Genomic DNA, 19620 nt, shown 5'->3' on the forward strand with positions numbered 1-19620 from the left:
GACGACTTTCAGCAGAGCCCACGACGAGCACAGAAGGAGGCGAGGAGACCGGTGATCGACGACACCCTCCTCGAGGCCGAGGAAAAGATGGATCGTGCGGTTGAGCACGCCAAGGAGGAGTTCGGCGCCATCCGCACCGGTCGCGCCAACCCCGCCATGTTCTCGAAGGTCATCATCGACTACTACGGCACGCCCACGCCGCTGACGCAGATGGCGTCCATCGCGATCCCTGAGCCGCGGATGGCCATCATCAAGCCGTACGACAACTCGCAGATCAATGCGATGGAGAAGGCGATCCGCGACTCGGACCTCGGGGTGAACCCGAACAACGAGGGCACTCAGCTGCGCATCCTGCTCCCGCAGATGACCGAGGAGCGCCGCCGCGACATGATCAAGGTGGCCCGGCACAAGGGCGAGGAAGCCAAGGTGGCGATCCGTAACGTCCGCCGCCGTGGCAAGGAAGAGCTGGACCGGATCGTCAAGGACGGCGAGGCTGGCGAGGACGACGGTCGCCGCGCCGAGAAGGAACTCGACGACCTGACCCAGCGTTACGTGGCCAACATCGACGACCTGGTCAAGCACAAGGAAACCGAGCTGCTCGAGGTGTGATCGTCCGCCCGCTCGGCGGGTGAGATGCTCCGAGGCCCGTCCCCCACACGGGGGGCCGGGCCTCGTGCCGTACCTCAGCACGGAATGTGTGTGCATCGCTGCGCGAGGGGCCGGCGGCCAGGGCGTCGTCCGTCGCCGTGCCTCGTCCGCCGTGCCCGCGCGGCGGGTGCAGTAGGCTCGGCAGGATTCCCGGCCACCGGACGGTGAACACCGGGAATCGACCGACCGTCGGGGCGGTCAATCGGAGGAACATCGTACGTGTAGGGGATGCTTGTGGTCTTGCGTCATGTGGTGGTTCTCGTGCCCCGTCGCGGTGCGTGATGTCCCACCCCGACCCCTACGGCAACGAGCCTCGCGGCTGGGAGCGTCCGGAGAGCCCCGTGACGCTGCCCTGGCCCGATCAGGACCTGGATGCCGGCCAGTGGAGCCGCCGTCCGGCCCCCGGCCCTGAGCTGTACGCCGACCCGCACGTCCGGCCGTACGCCGACCCGCTCCCGACGGACCCGTACGACGAGCGGGGTCGCGGCGACCGGTACACCGACCGACTGCCCGGCGCTGGCGACGGTCCGGCCCGTTTCGACGGCCCGGACCGGGGGCGCTTTGACGAGCCCGCCCGTTTCGAGGGCCCGGAGCACCCGGACCTGGACCTGCCGGCCCGCCTCGACGACCCCGGTTATCCGACCGAGCAGCTCGCGCCCGTTCGGGCCGAGTTGGCGCCGGACGATGGTGCGGCGACGACCGGTCGACGGCCGAGAGGTCGACGCCGGGCCAGCGCCGATCGACCCGCCACCCAGCAGTTGGGCAACGGACGGGCCGGCCGTAACCTCCCGGCGGCGATCGGGGTGGGGCTCGGCCTCGGCGCGTTGATCGTGGTGCCGCTGGTCGTCTACCCGTTGGCGTTCCTGCCGGTGATCGCGCTCGCGATCGCGATCGGCATCTGGGAGATGGCCCGGGCGGTCCGGCGCAGCGGGGCCCACCCACCGCTGGTGCCGCTGATCGCCGGTGGCGTGCTGACCGTGGGTCTGGCCTGGTTCGCCGGCCCGGACGCGCTCAGCCTGGGGCTGCTGGTCACCGTGCTCGGCACCATGATCTGGCGGCTGGGCGACGGTCCGGCCGGCTTCCAGCGGGATCTCACCGCGGCCACCCTGATCGCCGTCTACGTGCCGTTCCTCGGCGGGTTCGCGGCGCTGCTGGCGGCGTCCCCCGACGACGGCCGGCTACGCATCCTGGCCACCCTGATCGCGGTGGTCCTCTCCGACACCGGCGGGTACGCGGCCGGCGTCACCTTCGGTCGACACCCGATGGCCCCGTCGATCAGCCCGAAGAAGTCCTGGGAGGGGTTCGCCGGCTCGGTCACCGCGGCGGCCCTGGGTAGCGCGCTGCTGCTGTGGCTGATGTTCGAGGTGGCCCCCTGGTGGGGTGCGCTGTTCGGGGTGGCCGTCTCCTGTGCGGCGGTCCTCGGAGACCTGGCCGAGTCGATGATCAAGCGGGATCTCGGTGTCAAGGACATGAGCAACCTGCTGCCCGGCCACGGCGGTCTGATGGACCGACTGGACTCGATCCTGTTCGCGGTGCCGACCGCCTACCTGCTGCTGGCGATCTTCGTGCCGGTGGTGAACTGAGGTATGAATCACGGCGTCCCGGTCATCCGACTCCGACGGTCGCGACCCGTTCAACACCTCCGGACCGGCACCTGCCGTCGGCGGCGTGACACACTGGAGCAGCCATGACGAGCCTGCCCTTGATCCCCGCCATCTCGGTCGCCCCCGCCGCGCGCCGGGCCTCCATGCCCCCTCAGCACCTCGCTGACCTGGACCTGGCCGGCCGCCAGGCGCTGGTCACCGAGTTGGGTGAGCCGGCATTCCGTGCCAAGCAGGTCTCGAACCACTACTTCGGGCGGCTGGTCCGCGACCCGCAGGCCATGACCGATCTGCCTGCGGCGACCCGGGAACGGCTGTCCAGCCAGCTGCTCCCCACGCTGCTCACTCCGGTGCGCGAGCTCGCGTGTGACGACGGCGCGACCCGCAAGGCGCTGTGGCGGCTGCACGACGGTGCGTTGGTGGAGAGTGTGCTGATGGGCTACCCGGATCGGGTGACCGTCTGCATTTCCAGCCAGGCCGGCTGTGGCATGGCCTGCCCGTTCTGTGCGACCGGCCAGGCCGGGCTGACCCGCAACCTGTCCACGGCCGAGATCGTCGACCAGGCGGTGTACCTGGCCGGGGTGGCGGCCTCCGGCGTGGTCGCCGGCTCCCCGCCGCGGCTGTCGCGCGTCGTCTTCATGGGCATGGGCGAGCCACTCGCCAACTACTCCCGGGTCATCGCAGCCATCCGTCGCCTGGTCAGCCCGGCTCCGGAAGGGCTCGGCCTGTCCCAGCGGCACATCACCGTTTCCACGGTCGGCCTGGTGCCGGCCATCCGCCGACTGGCCAGCGAAGACCTCTCTGTGACTCTTGCGCTGTCGTTGCACGCACCTGATGATGATCTGCGCGACGAACTCGTGCCGGTAAACCAGCGCTGGAAGGTAGCCGAGGTGCTGGACGCAGCGTGGGACTACGCCGCCCGGACGGGCCGTCGCGTGTCGATCGAGTACGCGATGATCAAGGACGTGAACGACCAGCCGTGGCGAGCCGACCTGCTTGGGCGGCTGCTGGCCGGCAGATTGGCCCACGTGAACCTCATCCCGCTCAATCCGACGCCGGGCAGCCGCTGGGACGCGAGCCCGAAGCCGGTTGAGCGGGAGTTCGTCCGGCGGTTGCGCGATGCCGGGGTGTCCACGACAGTACGAGACACCCGAGGTCGTGAGATCGACGGCGCGTGTGGCCAGCTCGCCGCCGCCCAGGACAACGACACCAACACCGACCGCGCCGGAGAGGCACCGGCGTGACCGGGCGTGGCGAACGAGACCAGGAGACATAGTGGCGAGTCAGGGTCAGCGTTTCCGGCGCAAGGCGCTCCGCCGGGGATACAAGGTCGACGAGGTGGATGCCTTCCTCGACCGGGTCGAGGCGACGCTCGACGGCCGACAGGTCGGCGCGCCGGTGGCCTCCCAGGAGGTCCACGACGTCGTCTTCCGGGTCCGGTTCAACGGCTACGACGAATGGCAGGTCGACCTGCACCTGGACCGGGTCGAGCGGCAGCTGGCCGAGCTGGAGGAGCGCAACAGCGCCGGGCGGGGCGGCGACCCCCGGATGGCTGACCGGATGGGCCCACCGGACCGGATGGGGCCGCCGATGCGCGATGACCGGGGCATGGTTCCGCAGCCGATGCCGCCCCGGCCGATGCCCGCGCAGGCCGGTCCGCCCGCCGACCGCTACGGCCGCTACGACGAGCCGACCGGTGCCTTCGCCGGTGGGTACGACGCTCCCCGCGGCGGTTACGACGCGCCGCGAGGCCCGGGTGGCCCTGGCCAGATGGGTCCCGGCGGCCCGATGGGCCCCGGCCCGATGGGTGGCCACGGTGTTCCGCAGCGCGGCCTGCCGGCCGGCCCCACGGGTTACGGCCCGGATGACCAGCGCTCGCCTGGTGGGTACGGCCCGGATGACCAGCGCGGTGGGTACGGCCCGGATGACCAGCGCGGTGGGTACGGCCCCGACGACCAGCGCTCGCCCGGCGGCTATCCGCCGGAGGAGCCGCGCTTCGACGGCTTCGAGGCTGGGCGGCACGGCCGCGCCGACATGACCGCCGAGATCCGGATGCCCGAGCGGGACCAGCGCGACATGCGCCGTGGCCCGGCCGGTCCGCCGCCGCAGCAGGGCATCGGTGGCCCGCCGATGGCCGGTCCGCCCGCTGTGGCCGGCCCGCCGATGGGTGGCCCTCCCATGGGTGGCCCCCCGATGGCCGGTCCGCCCGGCAGTGACCTGTACCGGGTCGACCAGATCCGCCGCAGCTTCCAGGTGCGTCGGTTCGGCAGCGGGTACGACCCCGACCAGGTGGACCGGTTCTTCGACACCCTGCTCGGCGGCATGCAGCGCCGCAACCCGATGCCGGTCGACCCGAAGGACCTGGACACGCTCCGGTTCGGCCTGGTGCCCGGTGGCTACTTCGAGGCTGAGGTCGACGCCGCGCTCAAGGACGTGCAGGACATCCTCTTCGGGCGCTGATCCCGACGCGTACGGACGAGGGCCCGTCCCCCTGGTGGGGGCGGGCCCTCGGCGTTGTTGGCCGGTCGTCCGGCGGTCGCTCGGGTCAGGAGCGCAGACCGCTGCGCCGCAGCACGACGTCGCCGATCACAATGATCAGCAGCAGTGCGGCCAGGCCGATCAGCCAGATGTCCTCGACCCTGCCCTCGTGGTTGCCGCAGATCATCGCCAGCAGCGCCAGTGCCGTCAGCACCGCGCCGATCTGCCCGGCCTTGCGGTGCCCGGGCTTGTGCTGGTCTGGCGACGTTACCGGCTCGCTTCCTGCCACTGTCGGTCCTTCCCTCGCGATCGGATCTTTGGTTAGTCTGGCACGCCTCCTGCTCGGTGCGGCGGGGTGGGGGTTTCGGTTTCCCGGCCGTCGGCCCTGCCCACCTGGGCCGAACGGCACTACGGGCGTCGCGGGGCGGCGGTCAGACTCTCTCCGGTAGCGTTTGGCGTATACCTGATTGTCTGTTTGAGGGGGACTGTGCGGTGCGAGTGACCGGAACCGGGCACGCCAGCATGCGGATCGACACGGCCGCGGGCAGCATCCTGTGCGACCCGTGGGTCAACCCGGCCTACTTCGCGTCGTGGTTCCCCTTTCCGGACAACTCCCTGCTCGACTGGGAGACGCTGGGTCAGGTCGACTACCTGTACGTCTCCCACCTGCACCGGGACCACTTCGACGCGAAGCACCTGCGGGCCTTCGTCTCCAAGGACGTCACCGTCCTGCTCCCGGAGTTCCCCACCTCGGAGATGGAGGACGAGTTCCGGGAGTTGGGCTTCACGAAGTTCCTGAAGGCGCCCAACGAGCAGGTGGTGGAGCTGCCCGGCGGCCTGAAGATCATGATTCAGGCGTTGACCAGCCCGACCGACGGGCCGATCGGCGACTCCTCGCTCTGGGTCGAGTACGACGGGGTGCGGCTGCTCAACCAGAACGACGCCCGCCCCACCGACCTGGGCGTCTTCGCCGAGTTGGGGCACGTACACGCACACCTGCTCCAGTTCTCCGGCGCGATCTGGTATCCGATGGTCTACGAGCTGCCGCAGGCGGCGAAGACCGCGTTCGGTAAGCAGAAGCGCGACCGGCAGTTCGACCGGACCTGGCGCTACATCGACGACCTGAAGGCGTCGCACGTCTTCCCGATCGCCGGCCCGCCGTGCTTCCTCGACGACGCCCTGTGGCAGTTCAACGACATCCACGGCGACGAGGGCAACATCTTCCCCGACCAGTCCGTCTTCCTGTCGGAGTACGCGAAGGTCGGCGGCACCAACGGCATCGTGCTGCTGCCGGGCAGCGTCGCCGAGGTCACCACCGAGGGCGCGACCACCACCCACCCGGTGCCGGTCGACGAGTTCTTCGCGAACAAGGTCGCGCACCTGGAGGAGATGCGGGAGCGTAAGCGCCCCGTCATCGAGGCGGAGAAGGCGTCCTGGCGGCACCCCGAGGTGGACGTGCTCGGCCAGATGAAGCGCCGGATCGAGCCGCTCCTCGACGAGTCGATCTACCTGGCCAAGGGTGTCGGCGGCCCGGTCCGTTTCGACCTGGTGGGGTACGACGGGGAGAGCGTCGAGTCGATCGTGGTGGACTTCCCGGGCAAGGAGGTCCGGCCGTACGCCGACGAGAAGGTGCGCTACCGGTTCCGTACCGAGCGGTCGTTGATCGAGCATCTCCTCTTCATCGACGAGGTCGACTGGGTCAACTCGCTCTTCCTGTCCTGCCGGTTCTCGGCGGCCCGGATCGGCCAGTACAACGAGTTCGTCTACGCGTTCTTCAAGTGCCTTTCCGAGGAGCGACTCCAGTACGCCGAGGGCTGGTACGACGAGCACGAGCGCTCCACCGACGCCGAGGATGTCACCCTGGGCGACTGGGTGGTGCAGCGGCGCTGCCCGCACCTGAAGGCGGACCTGACCCGGTTCGGCATCGTCGACGGCGACCAGTTGACCTGCCAGCTGCACGGCTGGAAGTTTGACCTGCCGTCTGGCCGCTGCCTGACGAGCGTCGGTCACAAGGTCCGCGCCCACCGGGTAGACGCGGAAGCCCCCGCCCCGGCGGGCGACGCGCTGAGTTAACCCCAACCCCTGCACGATCTTGCACTTTCTGCCGGGGCGAGACTGGCATATGCCCCAAAAGTGCGACCGAAAGTGCAAGATCGCGGGGGAGGGGGCGTCAGCGACCCAGGTCCGTGAGGATCCGGCGGGCGGCGTTGTGGCCGGCTGCGCCGATCACGCTGCCGGCCGGGTGGCAGCCGGCGCTGCCGGCGTACACGCCGTCGATTCCGGTGGCGTACGGCATCCGGTCGGTGAACGAGACCGTGTTGTCGACGTGGTGGATGTGCCCGCCGGTGATGCCGAAGTGGGCCTCGATGCCGGGCGGGGGCAGTGGCACCGCGTCGGCGATCAGGTCACCGGTGCCGGGGGCGTACCGTTCGACGATCTCGATGAGCCGGTCGACGTAACCGGGCAGCGCCGCGTCCCAGGTGGTGCCGGCCAGCTCGTAGGGGACCGACTGGACGAAGAGCGCCGACGAGTGGTGCCCGGCGGCGTCGGAGAGCGACGGGTCGACGGTGGTGTGCAGGTACCACTCGATGGTGGGCTCCGCCGGCAGCAGCCCAGCCTGCACATCCGCCCACATCGCGCGCAGCGCGGTCATCGGCGGCGTTGCCTCACCGCCGACCAGCGACGCGGACCCGGGCAGCAGGTGGATGGTCGAGCCGAACGGGCTCGGCGTGCCGACCGGCAGGCAGGAGAACTGCGGCAGCCCGGTGAGCGCCAGGTTGAGCTTGAGGGTGGTGCCGGGGCGGCGGACCGCCGCCATCCGTTCGCCGAGCGGCGCCGGCAGCGCACCGTCGGGCAGCAGGTCCATCAGCCGGTACGGGTCACACGCGCCGAGCACCACCCGGGCGGCGACCTGCCGCCCGTCGGCCAGCACCACTCCGCTCGCCGCGCCGCCGTCCAGGGTCACCGCGCGCACCGGCGTACCGGTCAGAATTGTCGCCCCGGTGGCGCGTGCGGCCTCGGCGAACGTGCGCGAGACGGTGCCCATCCCGCCCTCGGCGATCATCCAGGTGCCGCCCGAGCCAGGTAGCCGGCACATGTTGTGCACCAGGAAGTTGTGGCCGGTGCCGGGGTCGTCCGGGCCGGCGTTGAGCCCGGACAGCCCGTCGGTGACCGCGTACATGCTGACCAGCAGTTCGGAGCGGAACTCGAACCGGGCCAGGTAGTCGGCTACCGAGCCCTGGACGAGGTCGACGAAGACCTGCCGCAGCGCCGGCCGGACGTGCCGCTCGGCGGTTTCCTGGACGCTCAGCGGCTCCGCCAGCCAGGCCGGGGCGAGGTCCTCGCGCAGCGCGGCCAACTCGGCCTGCATGGCATCGTCGGCGGCCACGTCAGCGGGGGAGAAGAACTCGGCGAGCTGCGCCCGGGTGGCGGCGGTGTCACTGCCGAAGAGCAGGTACGGCGAGCCGAGGCCGCCCGGTGTGGGTAGGAAGTAGTGCGGGTCGCGGCGCAGCACCGGGATCCGCACGTCGAGCGTGGCGAGCAACTCCGGCGGCATCAGCCCGAGCAGGTACGAGCCGGTGGAGTGACGCAGCCCTGGCACCTTCGGGAACGGGTTCTCGGTGCGGGTCGCGCCGCCGATCACGTCGGCGGCCTCCAGCACCAGGACGTCCAGGCCGGCGCGGGCCAGCAGGACTGCGGAGACCAGGCCGTTGTGCCCGGCACCGACGATCACGACGTCGGCGCGGGTCGGAATCTCACTGCTCATGCCGTGGCAGCCTAGTCCGCGCAGCGGGCCGGGGGTGGGTGCGCCAGCGGGAGAGGGCCAGGGTGGCGGAGTAGCCGGCCAGGACGATCACGTGGAACAGGTAGAGCCAGAGGAGTACGGCCACGCCGGCGCCGATCTCCCTGAAGCCACCGTACGGCACCCCCAGGTTCAGCGGGAGCGAGGCGAAGAGCACGAAGCCGTGCAGGAAGCCGGAGAGGTTCGCCGCGGTGAACGACCCGATCGCGAGCGTGGAGAGCCAGTCCGGCGAGGCCGGCCCGACCACCCGGAACACCCACATCAGCACCGGCGTGAGCACCAGCCAGACCGCCAGGAACGACAGCACCACGCCCAGTACGCCGAGCCAGCCGCCCTGCCGTACGAGACGGGTGGTGAGCGGCAGCGCCAGCAGGATCGACAGCAGCAGCGCGGGGGCCGGCGCGAGCAGCGGCAGCAGCAGCAGCCGGCCCCGCCAGCCGACCAGGTGCTCGTCGGAGCGGGGCGCGGCCACCGAGACGAAGGCCCGACGCAGACCCTCGCCGTACAGCGACGCGGGCAGCAGTGAGACCAGCGCCAGCAGCGGGGTCAACTCCACCCCGGCGTCGACGAGCGCGCCCACCGCCCGGGGCGTGCCGATCGCGGTGGGCAGGGCCTCCACGGCGTACGAGGCGAGCCGGCGTACCCGGTCGGCCCCGGCCACCAGTGCGGTGAGCCAGATCGCCAGCAGGGCGACCGGCACCACCGCGATCGCCCCGTAGAAGGTGATCGCGGCGGCGTGCAACGACAGGTCCCGCCCGCGCACCGGGCGGAACGCGGCGCTGGTGATCCGCTTCGCCCGTTGCCATCCGTCGCCCATCGGGATCTCTTTTCCGGTCGTCGGGGCCGTCACTCCTTAAGATCGCCGGTCATGACTGTTCTCACCACCGAACGCCTGATCCTGCGCGATTGGACCGCCGATCCGGCCGACCTGGCCCGGATCTACGACATCTACTCCCGCCCCGAGATCACGCGATGGCTGGCTGTGGCACCGGGGCTGCCGATGACCGACCCGGCCCAGGCGGCCGAGCGGCTGCGAGTGTGGCGGGACCGGCACGCCGCCGACGATGGCCGGTACGGCACCTGGGCGATCGAGGTGCGGGACACCGGCCTGGTGGCGGGCACGGTGCTGCTCAAGCCGCTGCCGGGGCGGGACGAGGCGCGGCGCACCGACGACATCGAGGTGGGTTGGCACCTGCACCCGGATTCGTGGGGTCACGGCTACGCCACCGAGGCCGCCCGTGCGCTCATCGCCCGGGAGTTCGCCGCCGGCACCTCGGAGATCTACGCGGTCGTGGCGCCGGGCAACGAGCCGTCGATGGCGGTCTGCCGGCGACTCGGCATGGACTACGTGGGCCGGCGCACCGAGTGGTACGGCGGCGAGGAGTTGGAGGCCTTTGTCCGAGCTGCACCGACCGCCTGAACACCTGGGTACGCCCGTGCCCGCGCGGTGAGCCCAGCGCGTTGAGAAGCGTGATGCCGGTGAGTCATCAAGAACGGCGGCGGCAACATGCCGAACGTCGCGATCACCAACCCGGCCGACGGCAACATCGTCATCCAGCCGGGTTCGCAGTTCGTCATCACTCCCTGATCGGCACGGGTTGAGCGACGTCGGGGTGTCCGCAGCACGCGGACACCTCGACGTCCGTGCCGAACACTGCGGCGCAGGGTCCGTCGTGGGCGTCGCGCCGCCGGCAACGGCCGGCATCGCCGAGCAGGCCGTCACAGAACACTCGGGTACGCAGGAACTGCGCGTCCTCCTCGCTGAGCGTGGTCTCGCCGAAGTCGACGACGGCGAGGTGGCCGAGTGAGTCGCGTAGCGCCACGGCCAGGGCGGTGACCTCGTCGAGGCTGGTCAGGGTGGTCGGCAGGTGGATGATCCACCGTGGCGCGGTCATCGCGGCCCCCGGTTGTCGGGTGCTCCCCGGCCGCGGTGGCTCATCACAATGCCACCGTTCCGCAAGCCATCAACCTCTGCACCTGCTCGTCGGTCAGGCCGCGCTGCTCCAGGACGCGACGGCCCCAGCGGTGCAGCTGGCAGGGGTGTGCTGCCTCGTCCTTGCGGCAACGCTCACCGTTGGGCCGTTCGGGGGCGTGCACGGTGACCGCCCTCAGCGCGAGCACGACGTCCGCGGTGGTGACGTGGGGCGGCAGCGGTAGATCATCGATAGGGCCCATGGTCCTCCCGTCCGGGCGGGACCTCCCGACGAGCGGTGTACCTCACAGGCATAAATATGACTCTGAGGTATATCGCTTACCACGGTGACCGTCCCGAGCTGTTGTCTTCCTGTCCACGATGGTCGTTTCGCTGCTGGCCCAACGCAATCTTTCGCGGCAGAATCCAGACCAAGGGGCGAGGTGTCTTACACGACGACAGCCAGGGAGATGACGTGGACGACTCCGGCAGCACGGTCCCGCGGAGGCAGCTCGGGAGATATCTGAGAGAGCTTCGCGAAAATGCCTATGTGACGGTTACCGCGGCAGCCAAGGAATTGGAATGGTCGGCACCGCGGATCTGGCGGTACGAGACCGGTCAGGTCCCCATGCACCCGAACGACGTGGCGGCCATGTGCCGCGTCTACGGCGCTTCGCCGGAGACGATCGAGACGATGCGGGCGCTGGCCCGGGAGACCAAGGCGCACGGCTGGTGGCACAGCTACGGCGAAGCGATCAAGGACTGGTTCAAGCTGTACGTCGGCCTAGAAGCCGCCGCCACGCGGATCCGTAAGTACGAAGCAGATCTCATTCCCGGGCTGTTGCAGACGGTCGAGTACATGACCGAGGTGATCGCCACCGACCACCCGCAGCTCGGCGAGGCGGAGCGCAAGGCCCGGATGGACATCCGGCTGCGTCGGCAGCGCTTGCTGGCCCGTGCGGTGCCCCGCGCCCCGCATCTCGACGTGATCCTGAACGAATCGGTGCTGCGCCGGCCGCTGCGCGATCGATCGGCAATGGTCCGGCAACTGGAGGCCCTGGTGGTGACGAGCGAGCGGCACAACATCAACCTGCGAGTGCTGCCGCTGGCCGCTGGGCTGTTCCGCTGGGCATCGTCTGGCACCTTCACCATGCTCGACTTCCCGACCGACGTGCGGGAGCCGGAGCCGACCACGATCTATATGGACGGTCCCTGCGGCGCGGTCTACCTTGACAAGGCGCACGAAATCGAGGTCTACGAGACCGTATGGCGCTCACTCGGGGAGCGGGCGTTGACCCCGATCGAGTCCCGCGAACTGATTGTGGCGATAGCGAAGGAGATGACCGATGGAGCGTGACGGGGTGTGGCGCAAGTCGTCCCGATCGGGTGGCGACGGCGACTGCGTCGAGGTGGCGGGCTTCGCCGAGTCGGTCGGTGTACGCGACAGCAAGGACCGGCACGGGCCCGTGCTGACCTTCACCCCCTCGGCCTGGACCGCCTTCGTCACGTTCGCGGCGGTGAGCCAGCCCGTGCAATGATCAACACTGGCTCGCTGGCGGGAGGGTGACAAACGAGGATGGGCGTCGTCACGACCGGGCTCTGCCTCGCCGTACCTGCTCTGCTCGTGCTCTGGTTGTGGGGTCGACCTCTGCTCACCGGCCGGTGGAAGACTCCGGGCTGGTTCGTCGCGACGGCCGGGCTCTCGATCGTCGCCACCGCTGTCACGTGGTTCCTCGGGGCGTTCGCGGGTCCCTTCATGAGCTCGGAGGAGTCCTGCCAACAGGCCGGCGTCAGCTACGACAGGGCCTACCGTGCCGCGCACTGGCGTGAGTCGTCGCGATGGTTTCCCCTCCACGATCGATGCAACGCCACCTACGATTTGGTGCCCGCCTGGGTCAACCCGGCCCTGGTGCTGCTGTCCCTGCTGGCCGTCACCTGCATCGGTGTGGCCGTCTGGCTGACCGTCGTGCGGCACCGCACCACGACGGTCACGGTGTGAGCCGGCGCTTGATCGCTCGATGGCCCTGCGACTGCCTGGGAACTGAATCTCATCATGAGCAGTAAGTCGGCGATGTCTCGCACAACTTTCTATCGACGTGGCATAGAGGTGGCGAATCCGTTTGGCTAATGAACCGTCTCGCTACGAGAGACTGCCTGTTGTGTTGGACGGAAAATTCCGACCGTGGCGATACAGTGTCAGCCACTCTGAGTTGGAGATCAGGGGCAATGTCGGTGGAGGTGCGGTAACGCGAGCGCTCTTCTGTGGAGTTCTCGGGGTGAAGTTGAAGTCCGTGTACTCTCCCCTGACGCTAAGTTCAGCGAGTGAGATTGAGCGGCGCAGAATCCTAAGCTTTTCGGGCGTCGATGACCGTGCAGGCAGGGTAATCGCAGTGTTGCTGTCATCCGATCCCGAAGAGGGCTTCGTTGCATGCCTCTCATTTGTTGTCAGGACGCATCACGGGGGCGAACCTGTCGATCCATGGGGAATTCCGGCTGGTGACAGTGAGCTCATCATCAGAAGTTAAGATCCATTCTTCGGGGGATGGTGGCTGATCAATGAGGTTAGATGGGTGGACGGCCAGCCAACTCGCATTGGCGGTATCCGCAATCGAATGGACCATCTGGCTACGCCCGGGGTTGCTGCTTCATCGACCGATCAGCGGCAGGAGTGCTGCTGGTATGGGTGGCAAACACGTCGGACTGGGTGTGCGATGACGCGTCGTGCGGGCTGCGGTGGCTAGGCTGACCTGAGCAGGATGGTCCGCTGAGGGGGTGAGCCCGGATGGCCCAGGCAGCGTTCGCGCCGGAGCCGGCGCCGCAGCACACCGAGCCGTCGTTCGACGTGCTTCGGTGGCACGACGAGCCGTGGACCGCGCAGCTCGCCCTCGACCTGTTGCCGGAGACCAACGGCCCCAAGGTTGAGGTCCTGAGCGGAAGCGTGATCGTGACACCACACGCGGGAATCGATCATCAGTCGGTCGAGCGGGAATTGCCGTACGTGCTGCACCGCGCTGCGCGGAAGGCTGGGTTCTGGGTCTACCCGGAGATCAACGTCTTGTCTGGGGACGATCTTTTCATCCCGGATATCGCCGTGCTGCGTAACTCGGGTGGCGGCCGCACTACGGTTCCCATCGCCGAGGCGGTGTTGCTGGGAGAGATTGTTTCGCCGGGTAATCGGCGCAAGGACGTGATCGACCGGCCAAGGGAGTACGCCGCCGCCGGAGTGCCGTTCTTCCTTCGTGTGGACTTGCGCAACCGGGTGCCGACCATCGCCCTGTTCGAGCTGGTCGACGCGGAGTACCGGCCGCTCGCCGCCGCAGCGGCCGGGAGCACCTTCGCGATGCGCGAGCCGTTCGAGTTCGCCATCGACCCGGCGGAGCTGCTGGACGAGGAGGCGCCAACAGAGCCGCAGGCCGACGGCGAGGGCTGAGGCTCCCAGCGGGCGTTCAGTGACGGTGGGGGAGAATAGCCGCGTGACTTCCCCCCGCGACCTCGTCCTGCTCGGGTCCACCGGTTCGATCGGCACGCAGGCCATTGGCATCGTCCGGCGCAATCCGGACCGGTTCCGGGTGGTCGCGGTGGGTGCGGGCGGTGGCAACGTCGAGCTGCTCGCCGCGCAGGCCCTGGAGTTGGGCGTCGAGGCGGTCGGGGTGGCCAAGGCGTCCGCCGCGCAGGATCTCCAGCTCGCGTTCTACGCGGAGGCGAGCCGGCGGGGCTGGGCCACCGGCGACTTCAAGCTTCCCAAGATCGTGGCCGGTCCGGACGCGATGACCGAGCTGGCCCAGTGGCCGTGCGACGTTGTGCTCAACGGTGTGGTCGGCTCGCTGGGCCTCGCTCCTACGCTGGCCGCGCTGGGTGCTGGTCGTACCCTCGCGTTGGCCAACAAGGAGTCGCTCGTGGCCGGCGGCCCGCTGGTCAAGGCTGCGGTGACGCGGCCGGGGCAGATCGTGCCGGTCGACTCGGAGCACTCGGCGCTGGCCCAGTGCCTGCGCTCCGGGACGCGCGGCGAGGTGCGTCGGCTGATCGTCACGGCCAGCGGCGGCCCGTTCCGGGGTCGGCAGCGCGACGAGTTGACGCAGGTCACACCCGAGCAGGCCCTCGCGCACCCGACCTGGAACATGGGGCCCGTCGTCACGATCAACTCGGCGACGATGGTCAACAAGGCCCTTGAGGTGATCGAGGCGCACGAGCTGTTCGACGTGCCGTACGCCGACATCACCGTCATGGTGCACCCGCAGTCGGTGATCCACTCGATGGTCGAGTTCGTCGACGGGTCGACGATCGCCCAGGCCAGCCCACCGGACATGCGGCTGCCGATCGCGTTGGGTATCGGCTGGCCGGACCGGGTGCCGGAGGCCGCCTCCGCCGTCGACTGGACGGCCGCGCACACCTGGGAGTTCGCGCCGCTCGACGACGAGGCGTTCCCGGCCGTCGCGCTGGCCAAGGCCGCCGGGGAGGCTGGGCGCTGCCGCCCGGCGATCTACAACGCGGCGAACGAGGAGTGTGTGGCGGCGTTCGTGGCGGGCCGGCTGCCGTTCCTCGGCATCGTCGACACCCTCGAACGAGTGTTGGAGGAGGCTCCAGACTTCGACGAACCAGGTACCGTCGAGGACGTGCTCGCGGCCGAGTCGTGGGCGCGTGCGCATGCGCAGGAGATCATCGCGGGTTCGGTGGAAGGAGCTTGATGTCGTACCTGCTCGGGGTGGTCCTCTTCGCCCTGGCCATCCTCATCTCGGTGAGCCTGCACGAGGCGGGTCACCTGCTGACCGCCAAGGCGTTCGGGATGAAGGTCACGAAGTACTTCGTCGGCTTCGGCCCCACCATCTGGTCCTTCAAGCGGGGTGAGACCGAGTACGGCCTCAAGGGAATCCCCCTCGGCGGCTTCTGCAAGATCGTCGGGATGACTCCGCAGGACGACGACGTCGAGCCGGGCGACGAGTCGCGGGTGATGTGGCGCTACCCGGTCTGGAAGCGAACGATCGTGATGGCCGCCGGGTCGATCACGCACTTCACGCTCGCCCTCGTCACGATCTGGATCCTCGCCGTCTCCGCCGGCCTGCCCAACCCGGACTTCCCGACGACCGACACGCAGGCCCGCGAGGAGCCCGCGGTCATCCAGCTCAGCCAGTGCGTGGTGCCGGAAAATGCCGTGCGCGCGTGCACGTCCGCCGACGCGGCCAGCCCGGCCGCCCAGGCGCAACTGCACAACGGTGACCGGATCACCTCGGTCAACGGCACCCCGATCGGCTCCTACGGCGACCTGCTCACCACGCTGCGCGCGCTCAAGCCGGGCGACACCGCGCAGATCGCGTACGTCCGCGACGGGCAGCCGGGCACCACCAGCACGGTGCTCGCGCAGACCCAGCGTCCGCCGCTGGACAACCCGACCGGCGCCGCCGCACCGGTGGCCGCCCTCGGCGTCGGCCTCGTGCCCACCACCCCCACCCGCGTGACGTACGGGCCGATCGGCGCCTTCGGCGCCACCGCCGACTTCACCGGTCAGCTGGCCGTCGGCACCGCCCAGGCGTTGCAGCGCCTCCCGCAGAAGGTCCCCGCCCTCTGGACCGCCCTCACCGGCGGCGAGCGGGACGTCGACACCCCGATCAGCGTGGTCGGCGCCAGCCGACTCGGCGGCGAGGCCGTGGAGAACAACGCCTGGCTGGTCTTCTTCATGCTCTTCGTGTCGCTGAACTTCTTCATCGGCGTGTTCAACCTGCTGCCGCTGCTCCCGGTGGACGGCGGCCACATCGCCATCGCCTGGTACGAACGGGCCCGCTCCTGGGTGTACGCGCGGATCGGCCGGGCCGACCCCGGCCGGGTGGACTACCTCAAACTGATGCCCTTCACGTACGTGGTGATCCTGATCGGTGGCGCGTTCACGTTGCTGACGATCGCCGCGGACGTCGTCAACCCCATCACGCTCTTCTCAAGGTGAGTGCCTGAAGTGACCGCTATCAGTCTCGGTATGCCCGCCGTGCCGCCCCCGCCGCTCGCTCCTCGTCGGGCCAGCCGCCAGATCATGGTTGGTTCGGTGCCGGTCGGTGGCGGTGCGCCGGTGTCCGTGCAGTCGATGACCACGACCCTCACCTCCGACGTCAACGCCACCCTTCAGCAGATCGCCGAGCTGACCGCGTCCGGCTGCCAGATCGTCCGGGTGGCCGTGCCGTCCCAGGACGACGTCGAGGCGCTGCCGGCGATCGCCAAGAAGTCGCAGATCCCGGTGATCGCGGACATCCACTTCCAGCCCAGGTACGTCTTCGCCGCGATCGACGCCGGCTGCGCGGCGGTCCGGGTCAACCCGGGCAACATCCGCCAGTTCGACGACAAGGTCAAGGAGATCGCGGCAGCGGCCTCCGCCACCGGTACGCCGATCCGGATCGGTGTCAACGCTGGCTCGCTGGACAAGCGGCTGCTGGCCAAGCACGGCAAGGCCACCGCCGAGGCGCTCGTCGAGTCGGCGCTGTGGGAGTGCTCGCTGTTCGAGGAGCACGGCTTCCGCGACATCAAAATTTCCGTCAAGCACAACGACCCGGTCGTGATGATCCGGGCGTACCGGCAGCTCGCCGAGCAGTGCGACTACCCGCTGCATCTCGGCGTCACCGAGGCCGGCCCGGCCTTCCAGGGCACCATCAAGTCGGCGGTCGCCTTCGGTGCCCTGCTCGCCGAGGGGATCGGCGACACCATCCGGGTGTCGCTGTCCGCCCCGCCGGTCGAGGAGATCAAGGTCGGCAACCAGATCCTGGAGTCGCTCGGCCTGCGCGAGCGGGGCCTGGAGATCGTCTCCTGCCCGTCCTGCGGGCGGGCCCAGGTAGACGTCTACAAGCTCGCCGAGGAGGTCACCGCCGGTCTGGAAGGGCTGCCGGTGCCGCTGCGTGTGGCCGTGATGGGCTGCGTCGTCAACGGTCCGGGCGAGGCCCGCGAGGCCGACCTCGGTGTCGCCTCCGGCAACGGCAAGGGCCAGATCTTCGTGAAGGGCAAGGTCGTCAAGACGGTGCCCGAGGCGCAGATCGTGGAGACGCTGATCGAGGAGGCACTGCGGATCGCCGACGAGATGGGCGCCGAGCTTCCCGAGGAGCTGCGCGGGCTGGTCACCGGCCCGACCGTCACCGTGCACTGATCCTGTTCCGTACGTGAAAGCGGCCGTTCCCCTACGGGAACGGCCGCTTTCGTTGTGTCCCGGCCCGCCGGTGCGGTGCGGCCTGGCGTCACTCGGATTCGGCGAGAATCGCGTACAGCTTGCGTCGGGTCTCGTCGAGCACCTGGGCGGCGCGCTCGCGCTGGTCGTCGGTGCCGTTCGTCATCACCTGGCGCAGGGCGTTCATCGCCTGGGCGCCGGAGTCGCGGATGCCGTGCCAGCTGCTCACCGTGCCCTGGGCGACGTCCGCCCAGGGCGGGGTCTGCGCGGCCTCGGTGGCCTCCGCCTGACCTGCCTCGGTGACCGTGAACCGCTTCCGCCCACCGCTGGACTCCTCCGTGCTGGCGACGATCACGCCCTCGTCCTCCAGTAGCTGGAGGGTGGGGTAGATCGAGCCCGGGCTCGGCCGCCACGCACCGCCGGTGCGGGAGTCGATCTCCTGGATCATCTCGTAGCCGTGCATCGGCCGCTCGGTGAGCAGGGCCAGCACGGCGCCCCGGACGTTGGGGCGTCGACCTCGACCGCGTCCACGGCCTCGGCCGCCCCAGGGGCCGCCGTGTCCGTGCTCGTGGCCATGGCCGCCATGGGGACCGGGCGGAACCGGCGGGAAGCCGAACCCACGCATCCGGGCCTCGTGCATCGGGTGGTGCTGTCGATGGAACCTCATCGGGTTCCTCCTCTCGCCGTACTGTCGCTGATGCATCGACGATATATCGGCAATGCATCGTCGACAACCCCCTTGTTTATAAACCGTACGTACGTCTTGCTAGGGTGTCGATCATGCGCCTGCTTCCTCCGCCGGGCCCGGCCCGGGTCCTCACCCTCGGCACCCTGGTCAAAACCGTCGGGCGTGGGCTGTGGCTCGTTGCCAGCGCGCTCTTCCTCACCCGATCGATCGGCCTGTCGGCGACCCAGGTGGGCATCGGGCTGACCATCTCGGCGCTGGTCGGTGTACTGGCCAGCACACCGAGCGGCTACCTGGCCGACCGCGTCGGCCCACGCGGCGTGCAGATCGGCGCGCTGTTCGCCGCCGGGATGTTGACCACCGGCCTGATCGCCGTCCGCTCGTTCCCCACGTTCGTGCTGGTGGGAGCCGCTACGGCACTCGCCGACGCGATCGAGCGCGGCGCCCGGGGCGCGCTGATCGCCGGAGCGATCCCGGCCGACCAGCGGGTACGCACCCGCGCCTACCTCCGGGCCACCACCAACGTCGGGATCTCCGTCGGCGCCGTCCTCGGCGGCTTCGCCATCGCCGCCGACACCCGCACCGGGTACGTCGCGCTGATCCTGGCCGCGGCGGCGGCGTCAATGGCCGCAGCGGCGATCTTCCTCCGACTGCCCACCGTCGCCCCGGTCGCCGCCCCGACGCACGGCCCCCGGCTGATCGCCCTGCGGGACCGCCCCTTCCTCGCTTTCACCCTGGTCGACGGGCTGATGTCCATGCACTTCAGCCTGCTCACCATCGCCCTGCCGCTGTGGATTGCCGGGCACACCCGGGCACCCGCCTGGATGATCTCCGCGTTGACGCTGGTCAACACCGTGCTGGTGGTGCTCCTCCAGGTACGCGCCGCGGGTAGCGCCGCCACCCTGCCCGGAGCCGCCCGCGCCGCCCGTCGAGCGGGCGTGGCCATCGCTCTGGCCTGCGTACTCTTCGCCGCCAGCGGCGCGCTGCCCACGGCCGGTGCCATCGGCCTGCTCGCCTGCGGGTCGCTCGCCCACGTGACCGGGGAGCTGTGGCACTCCGCCGCCGGCTGGGGGATCTCCTTCGGGCTGGCGCCAGCAAACGCCCAGGGGCAGTACCAGGGGGCGTACGGCATGGGCTACGAACTGGGCAAGATGCTCGCGCCGGTGCTGGTCACCAGCCTCGCGCTCGGCTGGGGCGTACCGGGCTGGCTTGTGCTCGGTGCCCTGTTTCTCCTGCTCGGGGCCCTGGTGCCCCCCGTCGTCCGGTGGGCCGGACGGACCCGGCCGATCAGCGAGCCCGCAGAGCCGGTGACCGTTTGAAAGCGGCCTCGTCACTCGACCGGCGGAGCGGGGGGTCGAT

Annotated in this window: 20 protein-coding genes; 14 read left to right on the forward strand and 6 right to left on the reverse strand. The window is 69.8% G+C overall.

All coding sequences use genetic code 11. The features are described from left to right. Positions 1-51 precede the first annotated feature (51 nt). From frr to OG811_RS17655, 4 genes are all read left to right on the forward strand, one after another. Positions 52-609, forward strand: coding sequence for a ribosome recycling factor (frr, locus tag OG811_RS17640; protein ID WP_406067167.1), 558 nt, complete (start codon positions 52-54; stop codon positions 607-609). 320 nt (positions 610-929) lie between these two features. Next, positions 930-2231: a phosphatidate cytidylyltransferase gene (locus OG811_RS17645; protein WP_406067169.1), complete on the forward strand. Its 1302-nt coding sequence runs from the start codon at positions 930-932 to the stop codon at positions 2229-2231. A gap of 104 nt (positions 2232-2335) precedes the next feature. Further along, positions 2336-3493 (forward strand): 23S rRNA (adenine(2503)-C(2))-methyltransferase RlmN, encoded by a 1158-nt coding sequence (gene rlmN / locus OG811_RS17650; RefSeq protein ID WP_406067171.1) that lies wholly within the window; start codon positions 2336-2338, stop codon positions 3491-3493. Positions 3494-3524: 31 nt separating this feature from the next. Then, a complete protein-coding gene (locus tag OG811_RS17655; RefSeq protein WP_406067172.1) occupies positions 3525-4709 on the forward strand; it encodes a DivIVA domain-containing protein in 1185 nt (394 codons plus the stop codon). Between the two features lie 85 nt (positions 4710-4794). Here OG811_RS17655 and OG811_RS17660 read toward each other — a convergent pair whose 3' ends face one another. After that, positions 4795-5016: a DUF2631 domain-containing protein gene (locus OG811_RS17660; protein ID WP_406067173.1), complete on the reverse strand. Its 222-nt coding sequence runs from the start codon at positions 5014-5016 to the stop codon at positions 4795-4797. Positions 5017-5219: 203 nt separating this feature from the next. Between OG811_RS17660 and OG811_RS17665 the strand changes: the two genes are divergently transcribed. Next, the gene (locus tag OG811_RS17665) at positions 5220-6800 is read left to right on the forward strand and encodes a Rieske 2Fe-2S domain-containing protein (protein WP_406067174.1); all 1581 of its coding nucleotides are present in this window, start codon (positions 5220-5222) and stop codon (positions 6798-6800) included. Between the two features lie 97 nt (positions 6801-6897). Here OG811_RS17665 and OG811_RS17670 read toward each other — a convergent pair whose 3' ends face one another. Then, positions 6898-8493 carry a phytoene desaturase family protein gene (locus OG811_RS17670; RefSeq protein WP_406067176.1) on the reverse strand — a complete coding sequence of 532 codons (1596 nt, stop codon included), beginning with the start codon at positions 8491-8493 and terminating at the stop codon, positions 6898-6900. Further along, positions 8483-9346: a YihY/virulence factor BrkB family protein gene (locus tag OG811_RS17675; RefSeq protein ID WP_406067177.1), complete on the reverse strand. Its 864-nt coding sequence runs from the start codon at positions 9344-9346 to the stop codon at positions 8483-8485. The genes OG811_RS17670 and OG811_RS17675 overlap by 11 nt, the downstream gene beginning before the upstream one ends. Positions 9347-9397: 51 nt before the next feature. Between OG811_RS17675 and OG811_RS17680 the strand changes: the two genes are divergently transcribed. Beyond that, on the forward strand, positions 9398-9949 hold the full coding sequence (locus OG811_RS17680) for a GNAT family N-acetyltransferase (RefSeq protein WP_406067179.1): 552 nt from the start codon (positions 9398-9400) through the stop codon (positions 9947-9949). Positions 9950-10106: 157 nt separating this feature from the next. Here OG811_RS17680 and OG811_RS17685 read toward each other — a convergent pair whose 3' ends face one another. After that, a complete protein-coding gene (locus OG811_RS17685; RefSeq protein ID WP_406067180.1) occupies positions 10107-10424 on the reverse strand; it encodes a hypothetical protein in 318 nt (105 codons plus the stop codon). A gap of 43 nt (positions 10425-10467) precedes the next feature. Next, positions 10468-10704, reverse strand: a complete 237-nt coding sequence (locus tag OG811_RS17690) for a hypothetical protein (protein WP_406067182.1) — start codon at positions 10702-10704, stop codon at positions 10468-10470. 212 nt (positions 10705-10916) lie between these two features. Between OG811_RS17690 and OG811_RS17695 the strand changes: the two genes are divergently transcribed. The 7 genes from OG811_RS17695 (at position 10917) to ispG (ending at position 17558) form a co-directional block, all read left to right on the forward strand. Next, a complete protein-coding gene (locus OG811_RS17695; protein ID WP_406067184.1) occupies positions 10917-11798 on the forward strand; it encodes a helix-turn-helix domain-containing protein in 882 nt (293 codons plus the stop codon). 4 nt (positions 11799-11802) lie between these two features. Beyond that, the gene (locus tag OG811_RS17700) at positions 11803-11979 is read left to right on the forward strand and encodes a DUF397 domain-containing protein (protein ID WP_406075774.1); all 177 of its coding nucleotides are present in this window, start codon (positions 11803-11805) and stop codon (positions 11977-11979) included. A 38-nt stretch (positions 11980-12017) separates the two neighbouring features. After that, a complete protein-coding gene (locus tag OG811_RS17705; protein WP_406067186.1) occupies positions 12018-12440 on the forward strand; it encodes a hypothetical protein in 423 nt (140 codons plus the stop codon). Positions 12441-13223: 783 nt separating this feature from the next. Continuing rightward, entirely contained in the window at positions 13224-13871 is a 648-nt protein-coding gene (locus OG811_RS17710; RefSeq protein ID WP_406067187.1) for a Uma2 family endonuclease, read from the forward strand. 43 nt (positions 13872-13914) lie between these two features. Further along, complete coding sequence (dxr, locus tag OG811_RS17715) at positions 13915-15126, forward strand: 1-deoxy-D-xylulose-5-phosphate reductoisomerase (protein WP_406067188.1); 1212 nt, start codon at positions 13915-13917, stop codon at positions 15124-15126. Further along, the gene (locus OG811_RS17720) at positions 15126-16376 is read left to right on the forward strand and encodes a M50 family metallopeptidase (protein WP_406067190.1); all 1251 of its coding nucleotides are present in this window, start codon (positions 15126-15128) and stop codon (positions 16374-16376) included. Before dxr ends, OG811_RS17720 begins: the two co-directional genes overlap by 1 nt. A gap of 9 nt (positions 16377-16385) precedes the next feature. Beyond that, the gene (ispG, locus tag OG811_RS17725; RefSeq protein WP_406067192.1) at positions 16386-17558 is read left to right on the forward strand and encodes a flavodoxin-dependent (E)-4-hydroxy-3-methylbut-2-enyl-diphosphate synthase; all 1173 of its coding nucleotides are present in this window, start codon (positions 16386-16388) and stop codon (positions 17556-17558) included. 88 nt (positions 17559-17646) lie between these two features. On the opposite strand, the gene OG811_RS17730 is transcribed toward ispG, so the two are convergent. Further along, complete coding sequence (locus OG811_RS17730) at positions 17647-18243, reverse strand: PadR family transcriptional regulator (RefSeq protein ID WP_406067194.1); 597 nt, start codon at positions 18241-18243, stop codon at positions 17647-17649. Between the two features lie 113 nt (positions 18244-18356). Here OG811_RS17730 and OG811_RS17735 point away from each other — a divergent pair, with 113 nt between their 5' ends. After that, on the forward strand, positions 18357-19580 hold the full coding sequence (locus tag OG811_RS17735; protein ID WP_406067196.1) for an MFS transporter: 1224 nt from the start codon (positions 18357-18359) through the stop codon (positions 19578-19580). The last annotated feature ends 40 nt before the right edge of the window (positions 19581-19620 follow it).

Origin of the sequence: Micromonospora sp. NBC_01638, from assembly GCF_045209745.1 — a bacterium.
Classification (GTDB): domain Bacteria; phylum Actinomycetota; class Actinomycetes; order Mycobacteriales; family Micromonosporaceae; genus Micromonospora.

Excerpts from the sequence above, each read along its gene's own strand:
- OG811_RS17645 (WP_406067169.1), top strand. The coding sequence starts at position 930 with ATGTCCCACCCCGACCCCTACGGCAACGAGCCTCGCGGCTGGGAGCGT.
- rlmN (WP_406067171.1), top strand. The coding sequence starts at position 2,336 with ATGACGAGCCTGCCCTTGATCCCCGCCATCTCGGTCGCCCCCGCCGCG.
- OG811_RS17670 (WP_406067176.1), bottom strand. The coding sequence starts at position 8,493 with ATGAGCAGTGAGATTCCGACCCGCGCCGACGTCGTGATCGTCGGTGCC.
- OG811_RS17675 (WP_406067177.1), bottom strand. The coding sequence starts at position 9,346 with ATGGGCGACGGATGGCAACGGGCGAAGCGGATCACCAGCGCCGCGTTC.
- OG811_RS17680 (WP_406067179.1), top strand. The coding sequence starts at position 9,398 with ATGACTGTTCTCACCACCGAACGCCTGATCCTGCGCGATTGGACCGCC.
- OG811_RS17685 (WP_406067180.1), bottom strand. The coding sequence starts at position 10,424 with ATGACCGCGCCACGGTGGATCATCCACCTGCCGACCACCCTGACCAGC.
- OG811_RS17690 (WP_406067182.1), bottom strand. The coding sequence starts at position 10,704 with ATGGGCCCTATCGATGATCTACCGCTGCCGCCCCACGTCACCACCGCG.
- OG811_RS17705 (WP_406067186.1), top strand. The coding sequence starts at position 12,018 with ATGGGCGTCGTCACGACCGGGCTCTGCCTCGCCGTACCTGCTCTGCTC.
- OG811_RS17710 (WP_406067187.1), top strand. The coding sequence starts at position 13,224 with ATGGCCCAGGCAGCGTTCGCGCCGGAGCCGGCGCCGCAGCACACCGAG.
- OG811_RS17720 (WP_406067190.1), top strand. The coding sequence starts at position 15,126 with ATGTCGTACCTGCTCGGGGTGGTCCTCTTCGCCCTGGCCATCCTCATC.
- OG811_RS17730 (WP_406067194.1), bottom strand. The coding sequence starts at position 18,243 with ATGAGGTTCCATCGACAGCACCACCCGATGCACGAGGCCCGGATGCGT.
- OG811_RS17735 (WP_406067196.1), top strand. The coding sequence starts at position 18,357 with ATGCGCCTGCTTCCTCCGCCGGGCCCGGCCCGGGTCCTCACCCTCGGC.